This is a genomic window from Methylobacterium sp. 142-1Y (genome assembly GCF_057747795.1).
On the sequence record NZ_CM173224.1, the window covers coordinates 4,320,951 to 4,337,314 of the forward strand.

A 16,364-nucleotide genomic window follows, 5' to 3' on the forward strand; every position below is an offset into this window, starting at 1 on the left:
CTCTCGCAGCCGGGAAGGTGTCCGCTGACGTAAGGATCATAGCGGCTGCCGGACGGGTTGTCTCCATCCCGTCTTCGCCTCGTCGTCGACGCGGGCCCTCAGATCTCGACTGCGCCGATCGTTTCCTCGTCGAACGCCACGCTCTTCACGATCGCCACCACCGGCAGGCCCGGCACGAGGGCGAGTTCGTGGACGGCGAGACGCGTCACCTCGGCGACCAGGCTCGCCTCGCCGCAGGCGATCTCGACCCGGGCATGGGGTCCGTGACCCGGGGCCACGGCTGTGACGGTGCCGGAGAGGACGTTGCGGGCACTCAAGGAGCGCGGCGCCTCGCGGGCCACCAGCACGTCGCGGGCCCGCACCCGCACCCGCACGGTCGTGCCCAAAGGCAGGGGCAGCCGCGGCACGGTCAGGCGGCCGGGCGGGCCGTCTAGGCGGGTGAGGCCGAAGGCGTTGTCATGGGCGGCGACACGCAGGTGCAGCAGGGCGCCGGTCTCTCCCGTGTCGCGGCCCGGAAACAGCCCGCCCCGGCGCAGGATCTCGGCGGCGGGGCCGCAGGCCGCCACTTGTCCGTGATCCAGCACCACCACCGTGTCGGCGAGGCGTGCCACCTCGGCGAGCGCATGGCTGACATAGATGATCGGCACCCGCGCCTCGTCGCGCAGGCGCGCCACGTAGGGCAGGATCTCGGCCTTGCGCGCCTCGTCCAGCGCCGAGAGCGGCTCGTCCATCAGCAGGAGCCGCGGCCGGGCGAGCAGGGCCCGGCCGATCGCGACGCGCTGGCGCTCCCCGCCCGACAGCCCGGCCGGCCGCCGGTCGAGCAGGGCGCCGATTCCGAGAAGATCGGCCACCGCCTCCAGGCTCGGTCCACCGGAGCGGTCGCGGGAAAACCAGCGCCCGAACACGAGGTTCTGGCGCACGCTGAAGTGCGGCAGGAGCCGCGCGTCCTGGAAGACGTAGCCGATCCGGCGCCGGTGCACCGGCACCCGGACACCATGATCCGTATCGAGGAGCGTGACGCCGTCGACCACCACCCGCCCGCGATCCGGCCGGACCAGCCCGGCGATCACGTCGACGAGGGTCGACTTGCCGGAACCGGAGCGGCCGAACAGCGCGGTGACCCGCCCCTCCGCAGTGAAGCCCGCATCGAGCGCGAAGGCGCCGCGGACGTGCCGGACCGCGACCTCGATCATGCGCCCAGCCTGCGCTTCGCCCGCCGCGCCAGCCACTCGGAGGCCAGCAGCGCCGCCATCGACAGGGCGACGGAAACCAGGGTCAGGTGGAGCGCCCCCGCCTCACCCCCCGGCACCTGGGTCAGGGTGTAGATCGCGGACGGAAGGGTCTGGGTCTCGCCCGGGATGTTCGACACGAAGGTAATGGTGGCGCCGAACTCCCCCATCGCCTTGGCGAAGGCGAGCACCGCCCCGGCGAGGATGCCCGGGAGCGAGAGCGGCAGGGTGACGACGAGGAAGACCGCGGCCGGCGAGGCCCCGAGCGTGCCGGCAGCCTGTTCGAGCTTGCGGTCGACCGCCTCCAGGGAGAGCCGCATCGCCCGCACCATCAGCGGGAAGCCCATCACCGCGCAGGCGAGCGCCGCCCCGGTCCAGCGGAACGAGAACACGATGCCGACTTCCGCGAGCGCCGGCCCGAACCAGCCCCGGCGCCCGAAGGCGAGGAGCAGCAGGTAGCCGGTCACCACCGGCGGCAGGATCAACGGCAGGTGGACCAGTCCGTCGAGGAGCGCCCGGCCGCGGAACTCCCGGCGAGCGAGGAGATAGGCGACCGCGAGCCCCGGCAGCAGGCTCGCGAGCGTCGCCACGCTCGCCACCAGCAGGCTGAGCCGGAGCGCGCTCCACTCGTCGGGGGTGAGGAACAGGGGAGGGGTCATCCGGCGGACAGAACCCGTACCATGGCGGATCGGCGCCCGGAGTCCAGGCCCCGCGCGGCAACGCTGGGTTTCGGGGCCTTCGATTGATCCGGGCCGCGATTTGAGGCCTGTGAGGACGACCCACCCGCTCCCCGGAGGCCCGGATGATCACCTTCTACTTCAACGGCTCGCCCAACCCGACGAAGGTCGCGCTCTTCCTGGAGGAGGCGGGGCTCGCTTACGAGCCGGTGGCGGTGGATACCCGCAAGGGCGAGCAGTTCTCGGCCGATTTCCTGAAGCTCAACCCGAACGGCAAGGTGCCGGTGATCGTCGACGACGGCACGGTGGTGTTCGATTCGAATGCGATCCTGCTCTACCTTGCCGAGAAGACCGGCCGCTTCCTGGCGCCGGCCTCCGAGCGCGGCACGCTGCTGTCCTGGCTGATGTTCGTCGCGACCGGCATCGGGCCGTTCTCGGGCCAGGCGGTGCATTTCCGCCATTTCGCCCCCGAGACAGTGCCTTACGCGAACGATCGCTACCAGTACGAGGTGAGGCGCCATTACGGGGTGCTCGACGGCCATCTCGCCGGGCGCGAGTGGATGGTGGGCGACGCCTACGGGATCGTCGACATGGCGGTCTGGGGCTGGGCCCGGATGCTGCCCTTCGTGCTCGGCGAGGGCGCCTTCGACGCGTTCCCGAACCTGAAGCGCCACCACGACGCCATCGCGGCCCGCCCCGCCGCTGCGAAGGCCGTCGCCCTGAAGGACCGCTTCCCCTTCAAGGCGGAGCTCGACGCCGAGGCGCGCGGGCACATGTTCAAGCACCTGAAGCCGGCCGTCTGAGCCGGTACCAGGAAAAGGGAGGAGACACGTCATGAAGACCTTCGACAACCCATTCAAGCGCGCGCTCGCGGAAGGGCGGCGCCAGGCCGGCCTGTGGATGACCACCGGGGCGCCCGGCATCACCGAGCTTGCCGCCGGGGCCGGCTTCGCCTGGATGCTGATCGACATGGAGCATTCGCCCAACGACCTGATCCAGGTCGTCGACCACCTGCGGGCGGCGGAAGGCGGCACCGCCGAGCCGGTGGTGCGGGTGCCGTGGAACGAGCCGGTGATGGTCAAGCGCCTGCTCGACCAGGGCGCCCGCTCGCTGATGTTCCCGTTCGTGCAGAATGCCGAGGAGGCGCGCCGGGCCGTCGCCGCGACGCGCTATCCGCCCCACGGCATCCGGGGGTTCGCCGGCACCTCCCGGGCCACCGGCTATGGCCTGCGGCCGGATTACCATGCTCGCTCGGGCGACGAGGTCTGCGTCATCGTGCAGGTCGAGACCAGGGAGGCGCTGGCGGCGGCCGGGGAGATCGCGGCGGTCGAGGGCGTCGACGGCGTCTTCATCGGCCCGAACGACCTCGCCGCCAGCATGGGCCATCTCGGCGAGCCCGATGCGGCTCCGGTGCGGGCCGAGATCGCCGCGGCCCTGACGCGGATCCGCGCTTCGGGCAAGGCGGCGGGACTGCTCAACTTCAACGAGGCCGGCGCCCGAGCGGATTTCGAGTCCGGGTTCGGCTTCGTGGCGGTGGCCGGCGACGCCCACCTGCTCGCCCGCGAGACGCAGCGGGTTGCCAAGCTCTTCAACACCTGACCCACCCGCCCCGGAGGACACGAGATGGCCGCCCCGTCGTTCCAGCACCGCTTCGAGCCCGCCACCGACGCGGGGTCCGTGCCGCTCCTGCTCCTGCACGGTACCGGGGGCGACGAGGACGACCTCCTGCCCCTCGGCCGGGCTTTGTCGCCCGGGGCGGCCCTGCTCTCGCCCCGCGGCCAGGTGCTGGAAGGCGGCGCGCCGCGCTTCTTCCGCCGCCTCGCCGAGGGCGTGTTCGACGAGGCCGACCTGGTGCGCCGGGCCGGCGACCTCGCCGGTTTCGTCACCGCGTCACGGGAGGCCTACGGCATCGCCGCGCCGCTCGCCGTCGGATTCTCGAACGGCGCCAACATCGCCGCCGCCCTGATGCTGCTGCATCCGGGCGTGCTCGCGGGCGCCGTGCTGCTGCGGGCGATGGTGCCGCTCTCCGCCCCGCCGGCCGGGCGCCTCCAGGGTGAACCGGTGCTGATCCTGTCGGGCCGGATGGACCCGATCGTGCCCGCCGACAACGCCGCGCGCCTCGCCGGGATGCTCACGCAGGCGGGCGCCGCCGTCACCCACGAGGTGCTGCCCGCCGGCCACGGCCTGTCGCAGGCGGATCTGGTGCGGGCGAAGACGTGGTTGACGGGACGGCCCGGCTGACCGGGCGGCCGCGATCGTCTCTCAGGCAAGCCCGAGCAAGGCCGCGAGGCGGGCGCGCACGTCGGCCATCAGTTCGGGCGGAGCAACGGCAAGCGGGCACGCACCGCGCTCGTGCCATGACACGCTCTTGGCCTGGTCGGACAGCACCACGCCGCGCAAGCTGTCCTGTTCCGCTCCGTCGAGGAGGCCGAGACCCGGCGGAAGGGCAATGCCCGCCGGGACCGGAACCGCGAAAGGATAATCCTTCACGCGGCTGGTGATCGGGCAGACGATGCAAAGCCGCGTCACTGTATTATAGCGCTTCGGCGTGAGCACGAGGGCCGGGCGGATGCCGGCCTGCTCGCGCCCGGCCTGCGGGCTGAAGTCGAGGGCGATGACCTCGCCGAGATCCGGGCAATGCGGCTGATCAGGCGATTTCCGCGCCTCGCGGAGCATCCGCGAAATATTCTTCATAAATATTCTCTTCTGTGATGCCAGCGAGCAACTCGTCGAGCGAGTAGCGAGGCTGCTGGTGAATAGGCTTCACAATCAATTTTCCGGATTCGACACTCAGGTCTGCTGTCATGCCTTCTGCCGCGCCAAGCTCACGTAATGCGTGGCTCGGAATACGCAGGGCGATACTATTGCCCCATTTTGCGAACTGCACAAGCATTGCCAAACCTCAAACACACACCCTGACACATATCGGTTGTCGATACGAGGTATATACGTACAGGCGATTCCACACAAGGTGCGCCCCAGGCTTGCACGGGCGTCGCCCGCTTGGGCGCGAGGGGAGGCCGGGCAATGCGGCGTCTTTTCTCGTCAGCGACGAAATCCCCTCACGTCCGCTCCGCCACCGTCTTGCCCCCGTGCTTCTGGCGCAGCGCGTCGATCTGCTCCTCGGCTTGGCGGAAGGCGGCGAGGCTCGGGCCGGTCAGCTCGCGGGCGCTCGGCAGGCGGATCTTCATCGGGTCGACGAAGCGGCCGTTGATCGCGACCTCGTAATGGACGTGGGGACCGGTCGAGAGGCCGGTGGTGCCGACCGCACCGATCACCTGGCCGAGACGCACCCGGGCGCCCGGCGCGATGCCGCGGCCGATATAGGCCATGTGGTTGTAGGCGGTGGTGTAGCCGTTGGCGTGCTGGATCTCGACCCGGTTGCCGTAGCCCGAGCGGGCGCCGGCCGACACGATCGTGCCGTCGCCGGTCGCCATGATCGGCGTGCCGCGGGTCGCCGCCCAGTCGACGCCGTTATGCGGCCGGGAATAGCCGAGGATCGGGTGCTGGCGCAGGCCGAAGGGCGACGAGATCCGCCCCTCGGCCACGGGGCGCCGCATCAGGAATTTCTGGCTCGAGCGGCCGTTCGGGTCGAGGTAATCGACCTCGGAGGTGCCGGGCACCCGGTAGCGGTACAGGCCGTAGGTCTCGTCGTGGACGCGTAAGCCCACATAGAGCAGCTCGGGCTTCGCGTCGTCGTCCTCGGTGAAGAACAGCTCGGCCCGGTCGCCCGCAGAGGTGCGCTGCTGCAGGTCGGTGGAGGTCGCCAGCGCCATGACCATCTCCTCGATGATCGGGCGCGGCACGCCGTTCTTGAGCGCGGTGCCGTACAGGCTCTCGTAGAGGGTGACGCCGGATTCCTCGTCGTCGTCCTGCGTCGCGCCCGCGCGCGGTGGCGCCACCGAGACGAAGCCGCCGCGGTCGTTGGCGGCCACGATCTCCTGGATGCCGTCCTCGCCGTAGAGGGTGACCCGGACGATGCCGCGCTCGTTCCCCTTGCCGCTTCCCTGGCCCTCGCCCTCGGGGGCGATGAGCAGGCGCACGTGCTGGCCCTCGGACAGGTCGCCCTTCGCCCGCGCGCTGAGGCTCGCCAGCATGGCGTTAAGCCGCGCCGGCTCGGCGCCGTTGCGCTTGAGGAGATCCGCCAGGCTCTGGTCCTTGGCGAGCACGAGGTCGCGCTCCTCGACCAGCCGCCCGCCGGCACTCTCGCCGCCGGTGCTGGTCTCCGGGATCTCGGTCAGGTTCTCGGGCAGGATCCGGACCTCGATGTTGCGGAACCGTGCCTCGAGCCCGGGATCGTCGGGGAGCGCGGCCGGCCGCAGGGCCCGGGACAGCAGGCGCTCGGCCGGGAAGGCCGGCGGCAGCGCCCCGTTTGCGAGGGTCTGGGTCTCGGCCACCAGGGCGTCGACCTCCGCATCGGTGAGGGCAGGCGCATCGTCGTCGAGCGCCGCCTCGGCCAGCGGGCTGCGGGTCAGGGTGACGGCGGTCTCGGCCGGGTCGGTATCGCCCTCGGGGGCGGCCGGCGCCTCGATGCGGGCGCTGCGCATGGGATCGAAGGGCGGCACCGGCACGTCGGGCGCGCGCAGGGGCAGTTCGGTGGCGATCTGCACGTAGGCGTGGAGGCGGATCACCTCGCGCTCGCCGGCCCGCTCGCTCATCGGCGCCTTGAAGGCGGTCTTGGCCGCCACGATCATCTCGTCGCGCACCAGCCGGTCGCCCTTGCGGGCGGCGTCGCCGGACCCGGCCTCGCCGTGGGGCGGCAGGGCCCGCTCGGGCGGCGTCGCGACCACGCCGTCGGCGGCGGCGAGGTAGAGCGCGACGCCGATCAGCCCGGCGCCGGTGATGCCGGTGAGCAGGCTGCCGGCGAGCCAGCGCAGGTTGAGGGCCTGCCGGGGCGGCCGCGACGCGACGGGCGAAGCGGGAAGGGAGGGCGCGTCGACGAAAGCGGACAAGGAATCGGGCCCTGGAATCAGGCGGAGGCTTGAGCCCCGCCCTTGGCGCCGAAACCGTGACCGTTTTGAGACGCGGACGGCTCTCCCTACTCTGCCGCTTCCCGCGCCGCGTAGCCGAGGCGGGCGTTCAGCTCGTCGATCAGCGAGGAGGCGGCCTCCGCGATGACGGTGCCGGGCGGGAAGATCGCCGAGGCGCCGGCCTGGCGGAGCGCCGCGAAGTCGCCCGGCGGGATCACGCCGCCGACGACGATCATCACGTCGGGCCGGCCGGCCTCGTCGAGGGCCCGCTTCAGTTCCGGCACGAGCGTCAGGTGGCCGGCGGCCAGCGACGAGACGCCGACGATGTGGACGTCGTTCTCCACCGCCTGGCGCGCCGCTTCCTCGGGGGTGGCGAAGAGCGGCCCGATATCGACGTCGAAGCCGAGATCGGCGAAGGCCGACGCGATCACCTTCTGGCCGCGATCGTGCCCGTCCTGGCCCATCTTGGCGACGAGGATGCGGGGACGGCGCCCGTCGGCCTCCTCGAAGGCCTCGACCTGCCCTCGCACCCGCTCGACCGCCGCCGACATGCCGCCCATCTCCCGCTTGTAGACGCCCGAGATCGCCCGGATCTCGGCCCGGTGCCGGCCCCAGGCCCGCTCCAGCGCCTCCGAGATCTCGCCCACCGTGGCCTTGGCTCGCGCCGCCTCGACGGCGAGCGCGAGCAGGTTGCCGGAGCCCTGCGCGGCCTCCGTCAGGGCCGCGAGCCGCGCCTCGACCGCCTGCCCGTCGCGCTCGGCGCGCAGGCGCTTGAGCTTGTCGATCTGGAGCGTGCGGACGTTGCCGTTATCGACCCGCAGGAGGTCGATCGCCCGGTCGCCGTCGGGCTTGTAGCGGTTGACGCCGACGATGACCTGCTGGCCCGAATCGATCCGCGCCTGGGTGCGGGCCGCCGCCTCCTCGATGCGCAGCTTCGGGATGCCGGCCTCGATGGCCTTCGCCATGCCCCCGAGCGCCTCGACCTCGCGGATATGGGCGGAGGCGCGGGCGACGAGATCCTGGGTCAGCCGCTCGACATAGTAGGAGCCGCCCCACGGATCGATGATCCGGGTGGTGCCGCTCTCCTGCTGCAGGAACAGCTGGGTGTTGCGGGCGATGCGGGCCGAGAAGTCGGTGGGGAGCGCCAGCGCCTCGTCGAGGGCATTGGTGTGCAGCGACTGGGTGCCCCCTTGCGTCGCCGCCATCGCCTCGACGCAGGTGCGGGTGACGTTGTTGAACACGTCCTGCGCCGTCAGCGACCAACCGCTCGTCTGCGAATGGGTGCGGAGCGCCAGCGACTTGTCGGATTTCGGCGAGAAATCCTTGACGAGGGAGGCCCAGAGCAGGCGCGCCGCCCGCATCTTGGCCACCTCCATGAAGAAGTTCATCCCGATCGCCCAGAAGAACGACAGGCGCGGAGCGAACTTGTCGATGTCGAGCCCTGCCGCCATCCCGGCGCGGATATACTCGACGCCGTCGGCCAGCGTGTAGGCGAGTTCGAGGTCCTGCGTCGCCCCGGCCTCCTGCATGTGGTAGCCGGAGATCGAGATCGAGTTGAACTTCGGCATGTTGGCCGAGGTATAGGCGAAGATGTCCGAGATGATCCGCATCGACCCGGCCGGCGGGTAGATGTAGGTGTTGCGGACCATGAACTCCTTGAGGATGTCGTTCTGGATCGTGCCGGCGAGCTTTTCCGGCGGCACCCCCTGCTCCTCGGCCGCGACGATGTAGAGGGCGAGGACCGGCAGCACCGCGCCGTTCATCGTCATCGACACGGTCATCTGGTCGAGGGGGATGCCTGAGAACAGCGTCCGCATGTCGTAGATCGAATCGATCGCGACGCCCGCCATGCCGACATCGCCCGAGACCCGCGGATGGTCGGAATCGTAGCCGCGGTGGGTCGCGAGGTCGAAGGCGACCGACAGGCCCTTCTGCCCGGCCGCGAGGTTGCGGCGGTAGAAGGCGTTCGAATCCTCCGCCGTGGAGAAGCCGGCATATTGCCGGATCGTCCAGGGCTGGGTCGCGTACATGGTGGGGTAGGGCCCGCGCAGGAACGGCGCGATGCCCGGATAGGAGCCCGCGAGGTCGATCCCGTCCCGGTCCCGTGGGCCGTAAGCGGCCTTCACCGGGATGCCCTCCGGGGTCATCCAGGGCTCGGCGGCGGCCGCACTCGTGGCTTGATGGGCCGCCGCGGCCGGCGCGAAGGCGATTTCCGAGAAATCCGGGATGCGGGTCATCGGCCTGCGGCTCTCGTTGCTGGCGTTCCTTGTCGCCAAACTTATAGGGGCGCGTACCGCCGCGGCCAATGGGTTGAAGGTCGGAAGGCGCGGCGCGGTCAGCGCGCCCCCTCGCCCCCCGCCACCCGGCCGCGGGCCCTCGCCCGCACCCAGTCGCGCCGACGCTGGTCCGCCTTCGATTCGACCGCTTCCCGGTCCGCCGGCACGGTGGCGTAGAAATCCGCGACCGCCGCGCCGCCGTGGATGCGCTGGCCGCGGCCGGCCTCGTGACGCAGCCGCCAGCAGCCGAGCGCCTCCCGTTCGCCGTCGCTCCGGGCGCGGCTGCAGGCCTCCGCCCGGTTGGCGCGGGGCGAGGCCTCGGCGTGGCCGGCGAGGGCGAGGAGGGGGGCCAAAACGGGGGCGATGACGGCGAGACGGGACAGCGACGGCTTGCGGAGCATTCCGGACCTTTCGTATGGGGAGGGCCACAAGCCTAGAGACCCGTCCCCATGCCTGCAACCTCCCCGAGCACCCGGCCGTGACGCAGCCGGACAGCGCCGCGCGGCTCTGGGCGCCGCTCGCCGGGTTCGCGGCGGCCGAGGAACGCCTCGGCGAACGGGCGCGGGCCAAGGGCTCGGTCGCGGCCGGCCTCTACGAGTTCCTGCGCTTCGGCGTGAAGCAGGGCTGGGCCTGCCTGTTCGGCGGGGCGATGTGCGGCCTCCTGATCCTCACGCACCTCGCCTGGCCGGCCGGCGCGCCGATCGCCCGCTACGATTTCCTGACGCTCGCGGCGGTCGCGATCCAGGTCGCGATGCTCGCCTTCCGCCTCGAGACCTGGGAGGAGGCCAAGGTCATCCTGGTCTTCCACGCCGTCGGCACCGCCATGGAGCTGTACAAGACCCGGATGGGCTCCTGGGTCTACCCCGAGGCGAGCTGGCTTCGTCTCGGCGGCGTGCCGCTCTTCACCGGCTTCATGTATGCCAGCGTCGGGTCCTATCTCGCCCGGGTGTGGCGCCTGTTCGATTTCCGCTTCACCCGCCACCCGCCGCTCCCGGCCCTCGCGATCCTGTCCCTGGCGATCTACGCCAATTTCTTCACCCAGCACGTGATGACGGACCTGCGCCTCGCGCTGTTCGCCGCCGCCGCCGCCCTGTTCGGCCCCGCTGTCGTTCATTTCCGGGTCTGGCGGGCCTGGCGGCGCATGCCGCTGCTGCTCGGCCTGCTCCTCGTCACCCTGTTCATCTGGTTTGCCGAGAATATCGGCACGGCGACGCGGGGGTGGATCTACCCGCACCAGGCCGCCGGCTGGGCGGCGGTGTCGCCGGCGAAATTCGGCTCCTGGTTCCTCCTGATGATCATCTCCTACACGCTGGTGGCGCTGGTGAGCCGGCCGAAGGCGTTCACCACGCCGCCGCCCGAGCCGAGCGCGGCCATTGACGCGGGCGCTGCCAAGCCCACTTCCCGGATGGCCGTCGCCGCTTCCGTTCCGGCAACTCCCCTCTCGACGAATTCCCCATCGGAGTGACGAATACGGTGCCCGATCGCTTCCTGCGGGTCGCCCTGACCACCGCCCTCGTGCTGCTGGCCCTGTTCGTAGCGCAGCCCTACGTCACGAGCCTGCTGTTAACCGCCGACGCGCCGCGGGCGGTGACGGCACGCGGCGACCTGTCGCCGATCGAGGCCTCGACCGTGGCCCTGTTCGAGCGTGCGGCGCCCTCCGTGGTCTACGTCTTCGCCCGCCAGCCGCAGGGCGCGGTGACCTTCGATCCCGAGACCGGCGAGCGCCGGCAGGGCGGGGGCGAGCAGACCGGATCCGGCTTCGTCTGGGACGCGGCCGGCCACATCGTCACCAACAACCACGTCATCCAGGGCGGCGGCGACATCCAGGTGCGGCTCTCCACTGGCGAGGTGGTGCCCGCAACGATAGCCGGCACCGACCCGAACTACGACCTCGCCGTGCTGAAGCTCGGGCGCGTCACCGCGAGCCCGCCGCCGATCGCCATCGGCACCTCCGCCGACCTCAAGGTCGGGCAGTTCACCTACGCGATCGGCAACCCGTTCGGCCTCGACCACACCCTGACCACCGGCGTGGTGAGCGCGCTCCAGCGCCGGCTTCCGACCGCGGAAGGACGCGAGCTCTCCGGGGTGATCCAGACCGACGCGGCGATCAATCCGGGCAATTCCGGCGGGCCGCTGCTCGATTCCGCCGGGCGCCTGATCGGCGTCAACACCGCGATCTTCTCGCCGTCCGGCGCCAGCGCCGGGATCGGCTTTGCAATTCCCGTCGACATCGTCAACCGGGTGGTGCCGAACCTGATCCGCACCGGCCGCACCCCGAATCCGGGCATCGGCATCGTGGCGGCGAGCGAGGAGGCGGCGGCCCGCCTCGGCATCGACGGTCTCGTCGTGGTGCGGGTGCTGCCCGGCTCCCCCGCCGCCCAGGCCGGCCTCCAGGGCGTCGATCCGGCGACGGGCGAACTCGGCGACATCATCATGGGGGTGAACGGCCGCCCGGTGCGCCGGCTGGCCGACCTCACCGCGGCCCTCGAAGCCGCCGGCGTCGGCAGCAGCGTGACGCTCCAGGTCGAGCGCGACGGGCGGGCGATCACCCTCTCGGTCACCCCGGCGGATATGGGGCAGCGCCGGCGCTGACGCTCCGGTCGCGGAGCGGGGCCGGATCGGCTATCCTGGCGCCGATCCGCCCTGGAGCTTGTTTTTCGTGACTCCACGCCTCCTGGCCGCCTTCCTCTTCACGGCCGCCGCGCTGCCTGCTGCCGCGGGCGAGCGCGGCACCCGCATGCCGCGCCTGTGCCCGCAGGACGCGCCGCCGGGCGTGCGCCTGCCCGACCGGCCCGAATGCCGCGAGGCGCCTCCCGCGGCCGTCCGGGCGCCGGCGCCGGGCTTCGTCGATCTCGGCAACGGCACCTCGCTGCGCGTCAGCGGCCGGGCCGCCTACGAGGTCGGATATACCGGGCGCTAGCTCCGCTCCTCGACCGCCGAGGATCCGGACCGAATCGCACGCCCGAAATCCGCCGCTCCGGAACCCTCCCGGCCTCCGCCGCATTCGCTGTGACCTGGCCTGCGCTGCGATTTGGCGCGACGGACTCGGCGTGACGGAGGGCGTGATGATCCTGGCAGCCTGTGAAGGCCGGCACTGGCAATACGAGATCGTCGAGCATGCCGACGGCTACGTCGTGCGGATGCGCGACCTCGATACCGGCGACGTCGATGCTGACGGCGCCACGGTCTTCCGTACCATGCCGGTCGCCTTCGCCTTCGCGGCGATGTCCGCCGCCTTCGACCGCTTCACCGCCTCGACCGACGAGGAGCCGGACGACGCCCAGATGGCCACCGACTTCGCGGTGAGCGAGCAGATTTTTTGCGATCTCAGCAGCCGCCTGTGCGACGGCGGCGTCGCCGGCAGCCTGGTCCAGGCCTGGGAGCGCCGGCCGGCGGAGGGGCCGCGGCTGACGCTGCACTGAGCCTCACGACCCGGAGGCTCACGACCCGAGCCGCTTGAGCGCGTCCCGCGCCGCCCGCTCGCCGTCGAGCGTCGCCCCGCCGACCGTCATCGCCGCCCCGCCCGCGGCGGCCTCGCCGGCGAGGAAGATCCGCCCGGCGACCGGCAGGCGCAGGGCGTCGCGGGCGGCGAGGTGGCCCGGCCGGGCGAGCGAGTAGCTGCCGCGGGCGAACGGATCGGTCCACCAGGCGGCGAGGCGGCCTCCGGTGACCGCGGCGCGGATCTCCGCCCCGAAGACGCTCACGAGATGGTCGGTCGCCGCGGCGAGGGCCGCCGTCTCGCCGGCCTCGCACAGGGCGCGGGCGCCGTCGCCGCCGCAATGCAGCACCGCCAGCGGCTTCCCGAACGGCTGCATCTCCAGATAGGCGGTGAGGCCCGGCGTGCCGGTTCGCAGGATCACGGCATCGCGCAAGTCCTGAGCCTTCAGCCGGGCGAGGTCGAGGGCGAGGCCGATCTTGGTGTAGGCACCCATCGTCAGCCCCGCCACCGCGTCCGCCGCCGCCGCCGGCAGGGCGGGGGTGAAGCGCAAGGACCCCGAGGCCAGCACGCCGACCGGCACCGTCACGATGGCGCAGGCCGCCCGCAGGGTCCCGCGCGGCGTCTCGACGGCGACGCCCGGGCCGCCCCAATCGATCGCCGTCACGGGCGTGTCCAGCCGCACCGGCAGGTCGGCATAATGGCCGGCCACCAGGGCGCCGTAGCCGTCGACCCAGATGTCGTCGCCGGACCAGAGCTGGTCGTAATCGGCGGCGGAGACCCGGTCCGGCTCCTCGCCGAGGGTGAGGCGGGTGAGCCCGGTCGCTGCGGCCCGCACCGCCTCGTCCTCGCCGGCAACGGCCTGCGCCACCGAGCGGTCCGGGCCGGCCGGGTGGTCGAGGAGGGCGCTCACCCGGCCGAAGCCGGTCCGGCGCTGACGCCGCTCGGTCTCGCTCGCCCGCACGCCGTCCCGCACCAGGACCGGCCAGGGGCTGGTGGCATCGTCGCTGGTGCGGACGCCCGCGGCCCGCACGATCTCCCGCCACGGATTGCGCTCGGCCCAGTGCACGTATTGCCCGCCGGCATCGAAGCTGCGTCCCGGGCCCAAGCTGGTCTCGGTGAAGGCGCGCCCGCCGATGCGCCCGCGCGCTTCCAGCACCACGACGCTGTGGCCGCCGCGCCGGATCGCCGCCGCCGCGGCAAGGCCCGCGGCGCCCGCGCCGATGACCGCGACGTCGGCATCCGCCGCGGCGCGGGCCTTGGCCGAGGCGGCCAGGATGGCGGCCCCGGCTAGCAGGGAGCGACGCGACAGCGTCATCCCGATTCTCCGTCTCGATGTCCTGTTCGTCCTCACCTCGGCGGCGGCGGGCCGCCGGCAAGCCTCGCGCGGCGAAAACGAGCGTCGCGCGGCGAAATATCGCCCGCTTCGACACCCGCGCTTCCGCGCCGCGGCATCGCTCGCTATGAGCGCCGCCATGCTGATTCGCCCCGCCCGCCCCGACGACGCCCCCGCCATCTGGTCGATCATCGCCCCGGTGATCCGCGCCGGCGAAACCTACACCCTCGACCCGGAGATGAGCGAGGCCGAGGCCCTGGCCTACTGGACGGGGCCGGACAAGGAGACCTTCGTCGCCGTGGAGACCGGCGAGATCCTCGGCACCTACTACATGCGGGCCAATCAGGCCGGCGGCGGCCGCCACGTCTGCAATTGCGGATACATGACGCGCCAAGGCGCAACGGGACGCGGAATCGCCCGGCGGATGGCCGAACACTCGCTCGATCACGCCCGCGCGCGCGGCTACCGGGGGATGCAGTTCAACTTCGTCGTCAGCACGAACGAGCGGGCCGTGCGGCTGTGGCACTCGCTCGGCTTCGAGACGGTCGGGCGGCTGCCGCTGGCGTTCCGGCATCCGGCTCACGGTGAGGTGGATGCGCTGGTGATGTTCCAGGCATTGTGAGAGCCGTTTTGAGTGAGTTGTACGCCGAAAAATGAGGTGGATCACGAGATATCCCGCCCTCTCACCTCATGATGAGAGCCTGTTTAAGTGGCAATTTCTGAAAAATACTTGAGTTTATTGGGTGGTATCCTGCCCGCCACCTCATCCTGAGGTGCGACCGTAGGGAGCCTCGAAGGAGGGCTCCAGAAATCTCCGAGCTAACTGGAGCCCTCCTTCGAGGCTCCTTTCAGTCGCACCTCAGGATGAGGTGAGAGGGTGGGAGAGCCTTGGTTTCCACAGTTCTTGAACAAAAATCCCTTTCACACGATTTCCAGAAGATTCTTGTCGAAAATCGTATCAACAGCCCCCGACCGTGAGTTTCCGCCTCACACGCATGAGCCAAGCTGATTTCCGCGTCGCGAAGCGATCATCATGAAATTGTATCAAACAGTCTCTGAAGGACGTGCAGCAGAGCGGGTCTGTTCGAGGAGATCGATCAGGGCATCGCTGGATTTCGAAGTGCCGCGGCGCCATCATGGGCTATCGGCGATGTCGAGCTTCGCTATGGCGGCGAGTGGTGCCGGTTCGGACTCGTCGCGCCCGGTTGCCGAACCGTCACGCCCATGCCGAGAACGCCATCCGCCCCTGATTGTGCCCGAGATTGCGCGGCATCCGCTCGGCATGGAAGCCGGCCTCCCGCAGCCGGGCCAGCATCGCGGCCTCCTCGTACCGGGCAAGACCCAGCGTCCGACGCAGCGAGCGGTAATCCGAGAGCAGGGTACGGACGAGGCCGATGGCGGCCGCCACGAGGAAACCCTCGCGCCGGGCGAAGGCGAGAAGGACCGTCGCATCAGCCGCGGCGCCGAGATGCGGCGGGATCACGTCGGCGAGGATCAGGCGCCCGCCCGGCTTCAGCAGCCGGCGCCAGTCCCGCAGGCAGGCATCGAGTTCCGAGACCGTGAGGTATTGCGCCAGGGAATTCGCCACCACGAGGTCGAGGCTCGCCGCCGGCAGGGCGGCGACGTCGTCGGGGGAGAGAACCGCGATGGTCGGGCAGGCGGCGAAACGCTGTCCCAGGGCGTCGCGCTGGCGCGGGGAGGCGTCGCAGAGGAGGAGCCGGCCGCAAACTCCCGCGACCCGGTCGGCGTACAGCGCCTCGCCGCAGCCGTGATCGAGCACATGGGCGCCGGGACCATGGGCGCCCGGATGCGGCACCAGGGCGGCGATCTCCTCGGCCAGCCCGGCATAGTGCCGGGCCTTGTGGCGAGCATTGACGTAGATCGGGTTGTCCCGGTCCCAGAATTCGCGCCAGGACGAGATCACGCCGATCCTCCGGCCTTCCGCGCACGCGGCGGCGTCAGCCGCCGATGAGCAGAACCGAGACGGCCCGGTCGATCGAGAGGTAGAACACCGCGAAGGCGACGGCGGCGGCGAGCGCGAACTCGGCGGCGTCGTTCGGCAGGGCGCGCAATTCGCGCAGGGTCTCGCGGCCGTAGACGGCGCCGAGCCAAGCCACGGTCAGCACCACCGGCATCGCGAACAGGAACGACCAGGTGCTTTCCACGCGGCCCGCGGTCGGGTCGATCAGCGCGCGGATGTTGCGCACCCAGGGCGCCTGGGCGGCGGCCGCCAGCGTGGTCACCCAGGCCAGCCCCACGGCGATGCCGAGATGGGTGGTGAAGGTGCGGTGCAGGCGCGAGAAGCTGTCGGTGGCGGCGTGGTCGGTCACTGGATTCAAGCCCCGAATCGCGGCCCCGCGACGATCGTTCCTCGTCGTCGCTCCAGGGCGGTGGACGGCCGGGAGAATCGGCCGCGAGTTCGGGTTTTTTGTGGCTGCGG

At 71.3% G+C, this 16,364-nt stretch carries 18 protein-coding genes; 8 read left to right on the forward strand and 10 right to left on the reverse strand.

Annotated features, from left to right (window positions below):
- Positions 1 to 98: 98 nt before the first annotated feature.
- Positions 99 to 1,193: a molybdenum ABC transporter ATP-binding protein gene (gene modC / locus AC3AOF_RS19735; protein ID WP_488346264.1), complete on the reverse strand. Its 1,095-nt coding sequence runs from the start codon at positions 1,191 to 1,193 to the stop codon at positions 99 to 101.
- Positions 1,190 to 1,888: a molybdate ABC transporter permease subunit gene (modB, locus tag AC3AOF_RS19740; protein ID WP_488346265.1), complete on the reverse strand. Its 699-nt coding sequence runs from the start codon at positions 1,886 to 1,888 to the stop codon at positions 1,190 to 1,192. The genes modC and modB overlap by 4 nt, the downstream gene beginning before the upstream one ends.
- Positions 1,889 to 2,031: 143 nt before the next feature.
- Between modB and AC3AOF_RS19745 the strand changes: the two genes are divergently transcribed.
- From AC3AOF_RS19745 to AC3AOF_RS19755, 3 genes are read left to right on the forward strand one after another with little or no spacing between them, the layout of a single operon-like run.
- The gene (locus AC3AOF_RS19745; RefSeq protein WP_488346266.1) at positions 2,032 to 2,709 is read left to right on the forward strand and encodes a glutathione S-transferase family protein; all 678 of its coding nucleotides are present in this window, start codon (positions 2,032 to 2,034) and stop codon (positions 2,707 to 2,709) included.
- A gap of 31 nt (positions 2,710 to 2,740) precedes the next feature.
- Complete coding sequence (locus AC3AOF_RS19750) at positions 2,741 to 3,505, forward strand: HpcH/HpaI aldolase family protein (protein ID WP_488346267.1); 765 nt, start codon at positions 2,741 to 2,743, stop codon at positions 3,503 to 3,505.
- A 24-nt stretch (positions 3,506 to 3,529) separates the two neighbouring features.
- The gene (locus AC3AOF_RS19755; RefSeq protein WP_488346268.1) at positions 3,530 to 4,147 is read left to right on the forward strand and encodes an alpha/beta hydrolase; all 618 of its coding nucleotides are present in this window, start codon (positions 3,530 to 3,532) and stop codon (positions 4,145 to 4,147) included.
- 21 nt (positions 4,148 to 4,168) lie between these two features.
- Here the strand turns inward: AC3AOF_RS19755 and AC3AOF_RS19760 are convergent, their stop codons facing one another.
- From AC3AOF_RS19760 to AC3AOF_RS19780, 5 genes are all read right to left on the reverse strand, one after another.
- Positions 4,169 to 4,582 carry a type II toxin-antitoxin system PemK/MazF family toxin gene (locus tag AC3AOF_RS19760; protein WP_236989263.1) on the reverse strand — a complete coding sequence of 138 codons (414 nt, stop codon included), beginning with the start codon at positions 4,580 to 4,582 and terminating at the stop codon, positions 4,169 to 4,171.
- Positions 4,554 to 4,799, reverse strand: a complete 246-nt coding sequence (locus tag AC3AOF_RS19765) for an AbrB/MazE/SpoVT family DNA-binding domain-containing protein (protein ID WP_236989262.1) — start codon at positions 4,797 to 4,799, stop codon at positions 4,554 to 4,556. The genes AC3AOF_RS19760 and AC3AOF_RS19765 overlap by 29 nt, the downstream gene beginning before the upstream one ends.
- A gap of 169 nt (positions 4,800 to 4,968) precedes the next feature.
- Positions 4,969 to 6,858 carry a peptidoglycan DD-metalloendopeptidase family protein gene (locus tag AC3AOF_RS19770; RefSeq protein ID WP_488346269.1) on the reverse strand — a complete coding sequence of 630 codons (1,890 nt, stop codon included), beginning with the start codon at positions 6,856 to 6,858 and terminating at the stop codon, positions 4,969 to 4,971.
- A gap of 86 nt (positions 6,859 to 6,944) precedes the next feature.
- Positions 6,945 to 9,113 carry a methylmalonyl-CoA mutase gene (gene scpA / locus AC3AOF_RS19775; protein WP_488346270.1) on the reverse strand — a complete coding sequence of 723 codons (2,169 nt, stop codon included), beginning with the start codon at positions 9,111 to 9,113 and terminating at the stop codon, positions 6,945 to 6,947.
- A gap of 98 nt (positions 9,114 to 9,211) precedes the next feature.
- A complete protein-coding gene (locus AC3AOF_RS19780) occupies positions 9,212 to 9,553 on the reverse strand; it encodes a hypothetical protein (RefSeq protein ID WP_488346271.1) in 342 nt (113 codons plus the stop codon).
- A gap of 77 nt (positions 9,554 to 9,630) precedes the next feature.
- Here AC3AOF_RS19780 and AC3AOF_RS19785 point away from each other — a divergent pair, with 77 nt between their 5' ends.
- The 4 genes from AC3AOF_RS19785 to AC3AOF_RS19800 all read left to right on the forward strand — a co-directional run bounded on the left by AC3AOF_RS19785 (position 9,631) and on the right by AC3AOF_RS19800 (position 12,574).
- Entirely contained in the window at positions 9,631 to 10,617 is a 987-nt protein-coding gene (locus tag AC3AOF_RS19785; RefSeq protein ID WP_488346272.1) for a DUF817 domain-containing protein, read from the forward strand.
- A gap of 8 nt (positions 10,618 to 10,625) precedes the next feature.
- A complete protein-coding gene (locus AC3AOF_RS19790; RefSeq protein WP_488346273.1) occupies positions 10,626 to 11,744 on the forward strand; it encodes a S1C family serine protease in 1,119 nt (372 codons plus the stop codon).
- A gap of 67 nt (positions 11,745 to 11,811) precedes the next feature.
- Positions 11,812 to 12,072 (forward strand): hypothetical protein, encoded by a 261-nt coding sequence (locus AC3AOF_RS19795; protein ID WP_236989256.1) that lies wholly within the window; start codon positions 11,812 to 11,814, stop codon positions 12,070 to 12,072.
- 145 nt (positions 12,073 to 12,217) lie between these two features.
- Positions 12,218 to 12,574: a hypothetical protein gene (locus AC3AOF_RS19800; RefSeq protein ID WP_236989255.1), complete on the forward strand. Its 357-nt coding sequence runs from the start codon at positions 12,218 to 12,220 to the stop codon at positions 12,572 to 12,574.
- Between the two features lie 18 nt (positions 12,575 to 12,592).
- Here AC3AOF_RS19800 and AC3AOF_RS19805 read toward each other — a convergent pair whose 3' ends face one another.
- Entirely contained in the window at positions 12,593 to 13,906 is a 1,314-nt protein-coding gene (locus AC3AOF_RS19805; RefSeq protein ID WP_236989254.1) for a flavin monoamine oxidase family protein, read from the reverse strand.
- Positions 13,907 to 14,063: 157 nt separating this feature from the next.
- On the opposite strand from AC3AOF_RS19805, the gene AC3AOF_RS19810 reads away from it, so the two are divergent.
- The gene (locus AC3AOF_RS19810) at positions 14,064 to 14,546 is read left to right on the forward strand and encodes a GNAT family N-acetyltransferase (protein WP_236989253.1); all 483 of its coding nucleotides are present in this window, start codon (positions 14,064 to 14,066) and stop codon (positions 14,544 to 14,546) included.
- Positions 14,547 to 15,140: 594 nt separating this feature from the next.
- On the opposite strand, the gene AC3AOF_RS19815 is transcribed toward AC3AOF_RS19810, so the two are convergent.
- Both AC3AOF_RS19815 and AC3AOF_RS19820 read right to left on the reverse strand, forming a co-directional pair.
- Positions 15,141 to 15,848 (reverse strand): class I SAM-dependent methyltransferase, encoded by a 708-nt coding sequence (locus AC3AOF_RS19815; protein WP_488346274.1) that lies wholly within the window; start codon positions 15,846 to 15,848, stop codon positions 15,141 to 15,143.
- Positions 15,849 to 15,882: 34 nt separating this feature from the next.
- Positions 15,883 to 16,254 (reverse strand): hypothetical protein, encoded by a 372-nt coding sequence (locus AC3AOF_RS19820; RefSeq protein WP_236992737.1) that lies wholly within the window; start codon positions 16,252 to 16,254, stop codon positions 15,883 to 15,885.
- Positions 16,255 to 16,364: the final 110 nt, after the last annotated feature.

Bases quoted from the DNA above. Each gene is read 5' to 3' on its own strand.
- modC (WP_488346264.1), bottom strand. From the start codon at position 1,193: ATGATCGAGGTCGCGGTCCGGCACGTCCGCGGCGCCTTCGCGCTCGAT.
- modB (WP_488346265.1), bottom strand. From the start codon at position 1,888: ATGACCCCTCCCCTGTTCCTCACCCCCGACGAGTGGAGCGCGCTCCGG.
- AC3AOF_RS19745 (WP_488346266.1), top strand. From the start codon at position 2,032: ATGATCACCTTCTACTTCAACGGCTCGCCCAACCCGACGAAGGTCGCG.
- AC3AOF_RS19750 (WP_488346267.1), top strand. From the start codon at position 2,741: ATGAAGACCTTCGACAACCCATTCAAGCGCGCGCTCGCGGAAGGGCGG.
- AC3AOF_RS19755 (WP_488346268.1), top strand. From the start codon at position 3,530: ATGGCCGCCCCGTCGTTCCAGCACCGCTTCGAGCCCGCCACCGACGCG.
- AC3AOF_RS19760 (WP_236989263.1), bottom strand. From the start codon at position 4,582: ATGCTCCGCGAGGCGCGGAAATCGCCTGATCAGCCGCATTGCCCGGAT.
- AC3AOF_RS19765 (WP_236989262.1), bottom strand. From the start codon at position 4,799: ATGCTTGTGCAGTTCGCAAAATGGGGCAATAGTATCGCCCTGCGTATT.
- scpA (WP_488346270.1), bottom strand. From the start codon at position 9,113: ATGACCCGCATCCCGGATTTCTCGGAAATCGCCTTCGCGCCGGCCGCG.
- AC3AOF_RS19780 (WP_488346271.1), bottom strand. From the start codon at position 9,553: ATGCTCCGCAAGCCGTCGCTGTCCCGTCTCGCCGTCATCGCCCCCGTT.
- AC3AOF_RS19800 (WP_236989255.1), top strand. From the start codon at position 12,218: ATGATCCTGGCAGCCTGTGAAGGCCGGCACTGGCAATACGAGATCGTC.
- AC3AOF_RS19805 (WP_236989254.1), bottom strand. From the start codon at position 13,906: ATGACGCTGTCGCGTCGCTCCCTGCTAGCCGGGGCCGCCATCCTGGCC.
- AC3AOF_RS19810 (WP_236989253.1), top strand. From the start codon at position 14,064: ATGCTGATTCGCCCCGCCCGCCCCGACGACGCCCCCGCCATCTGGTCG.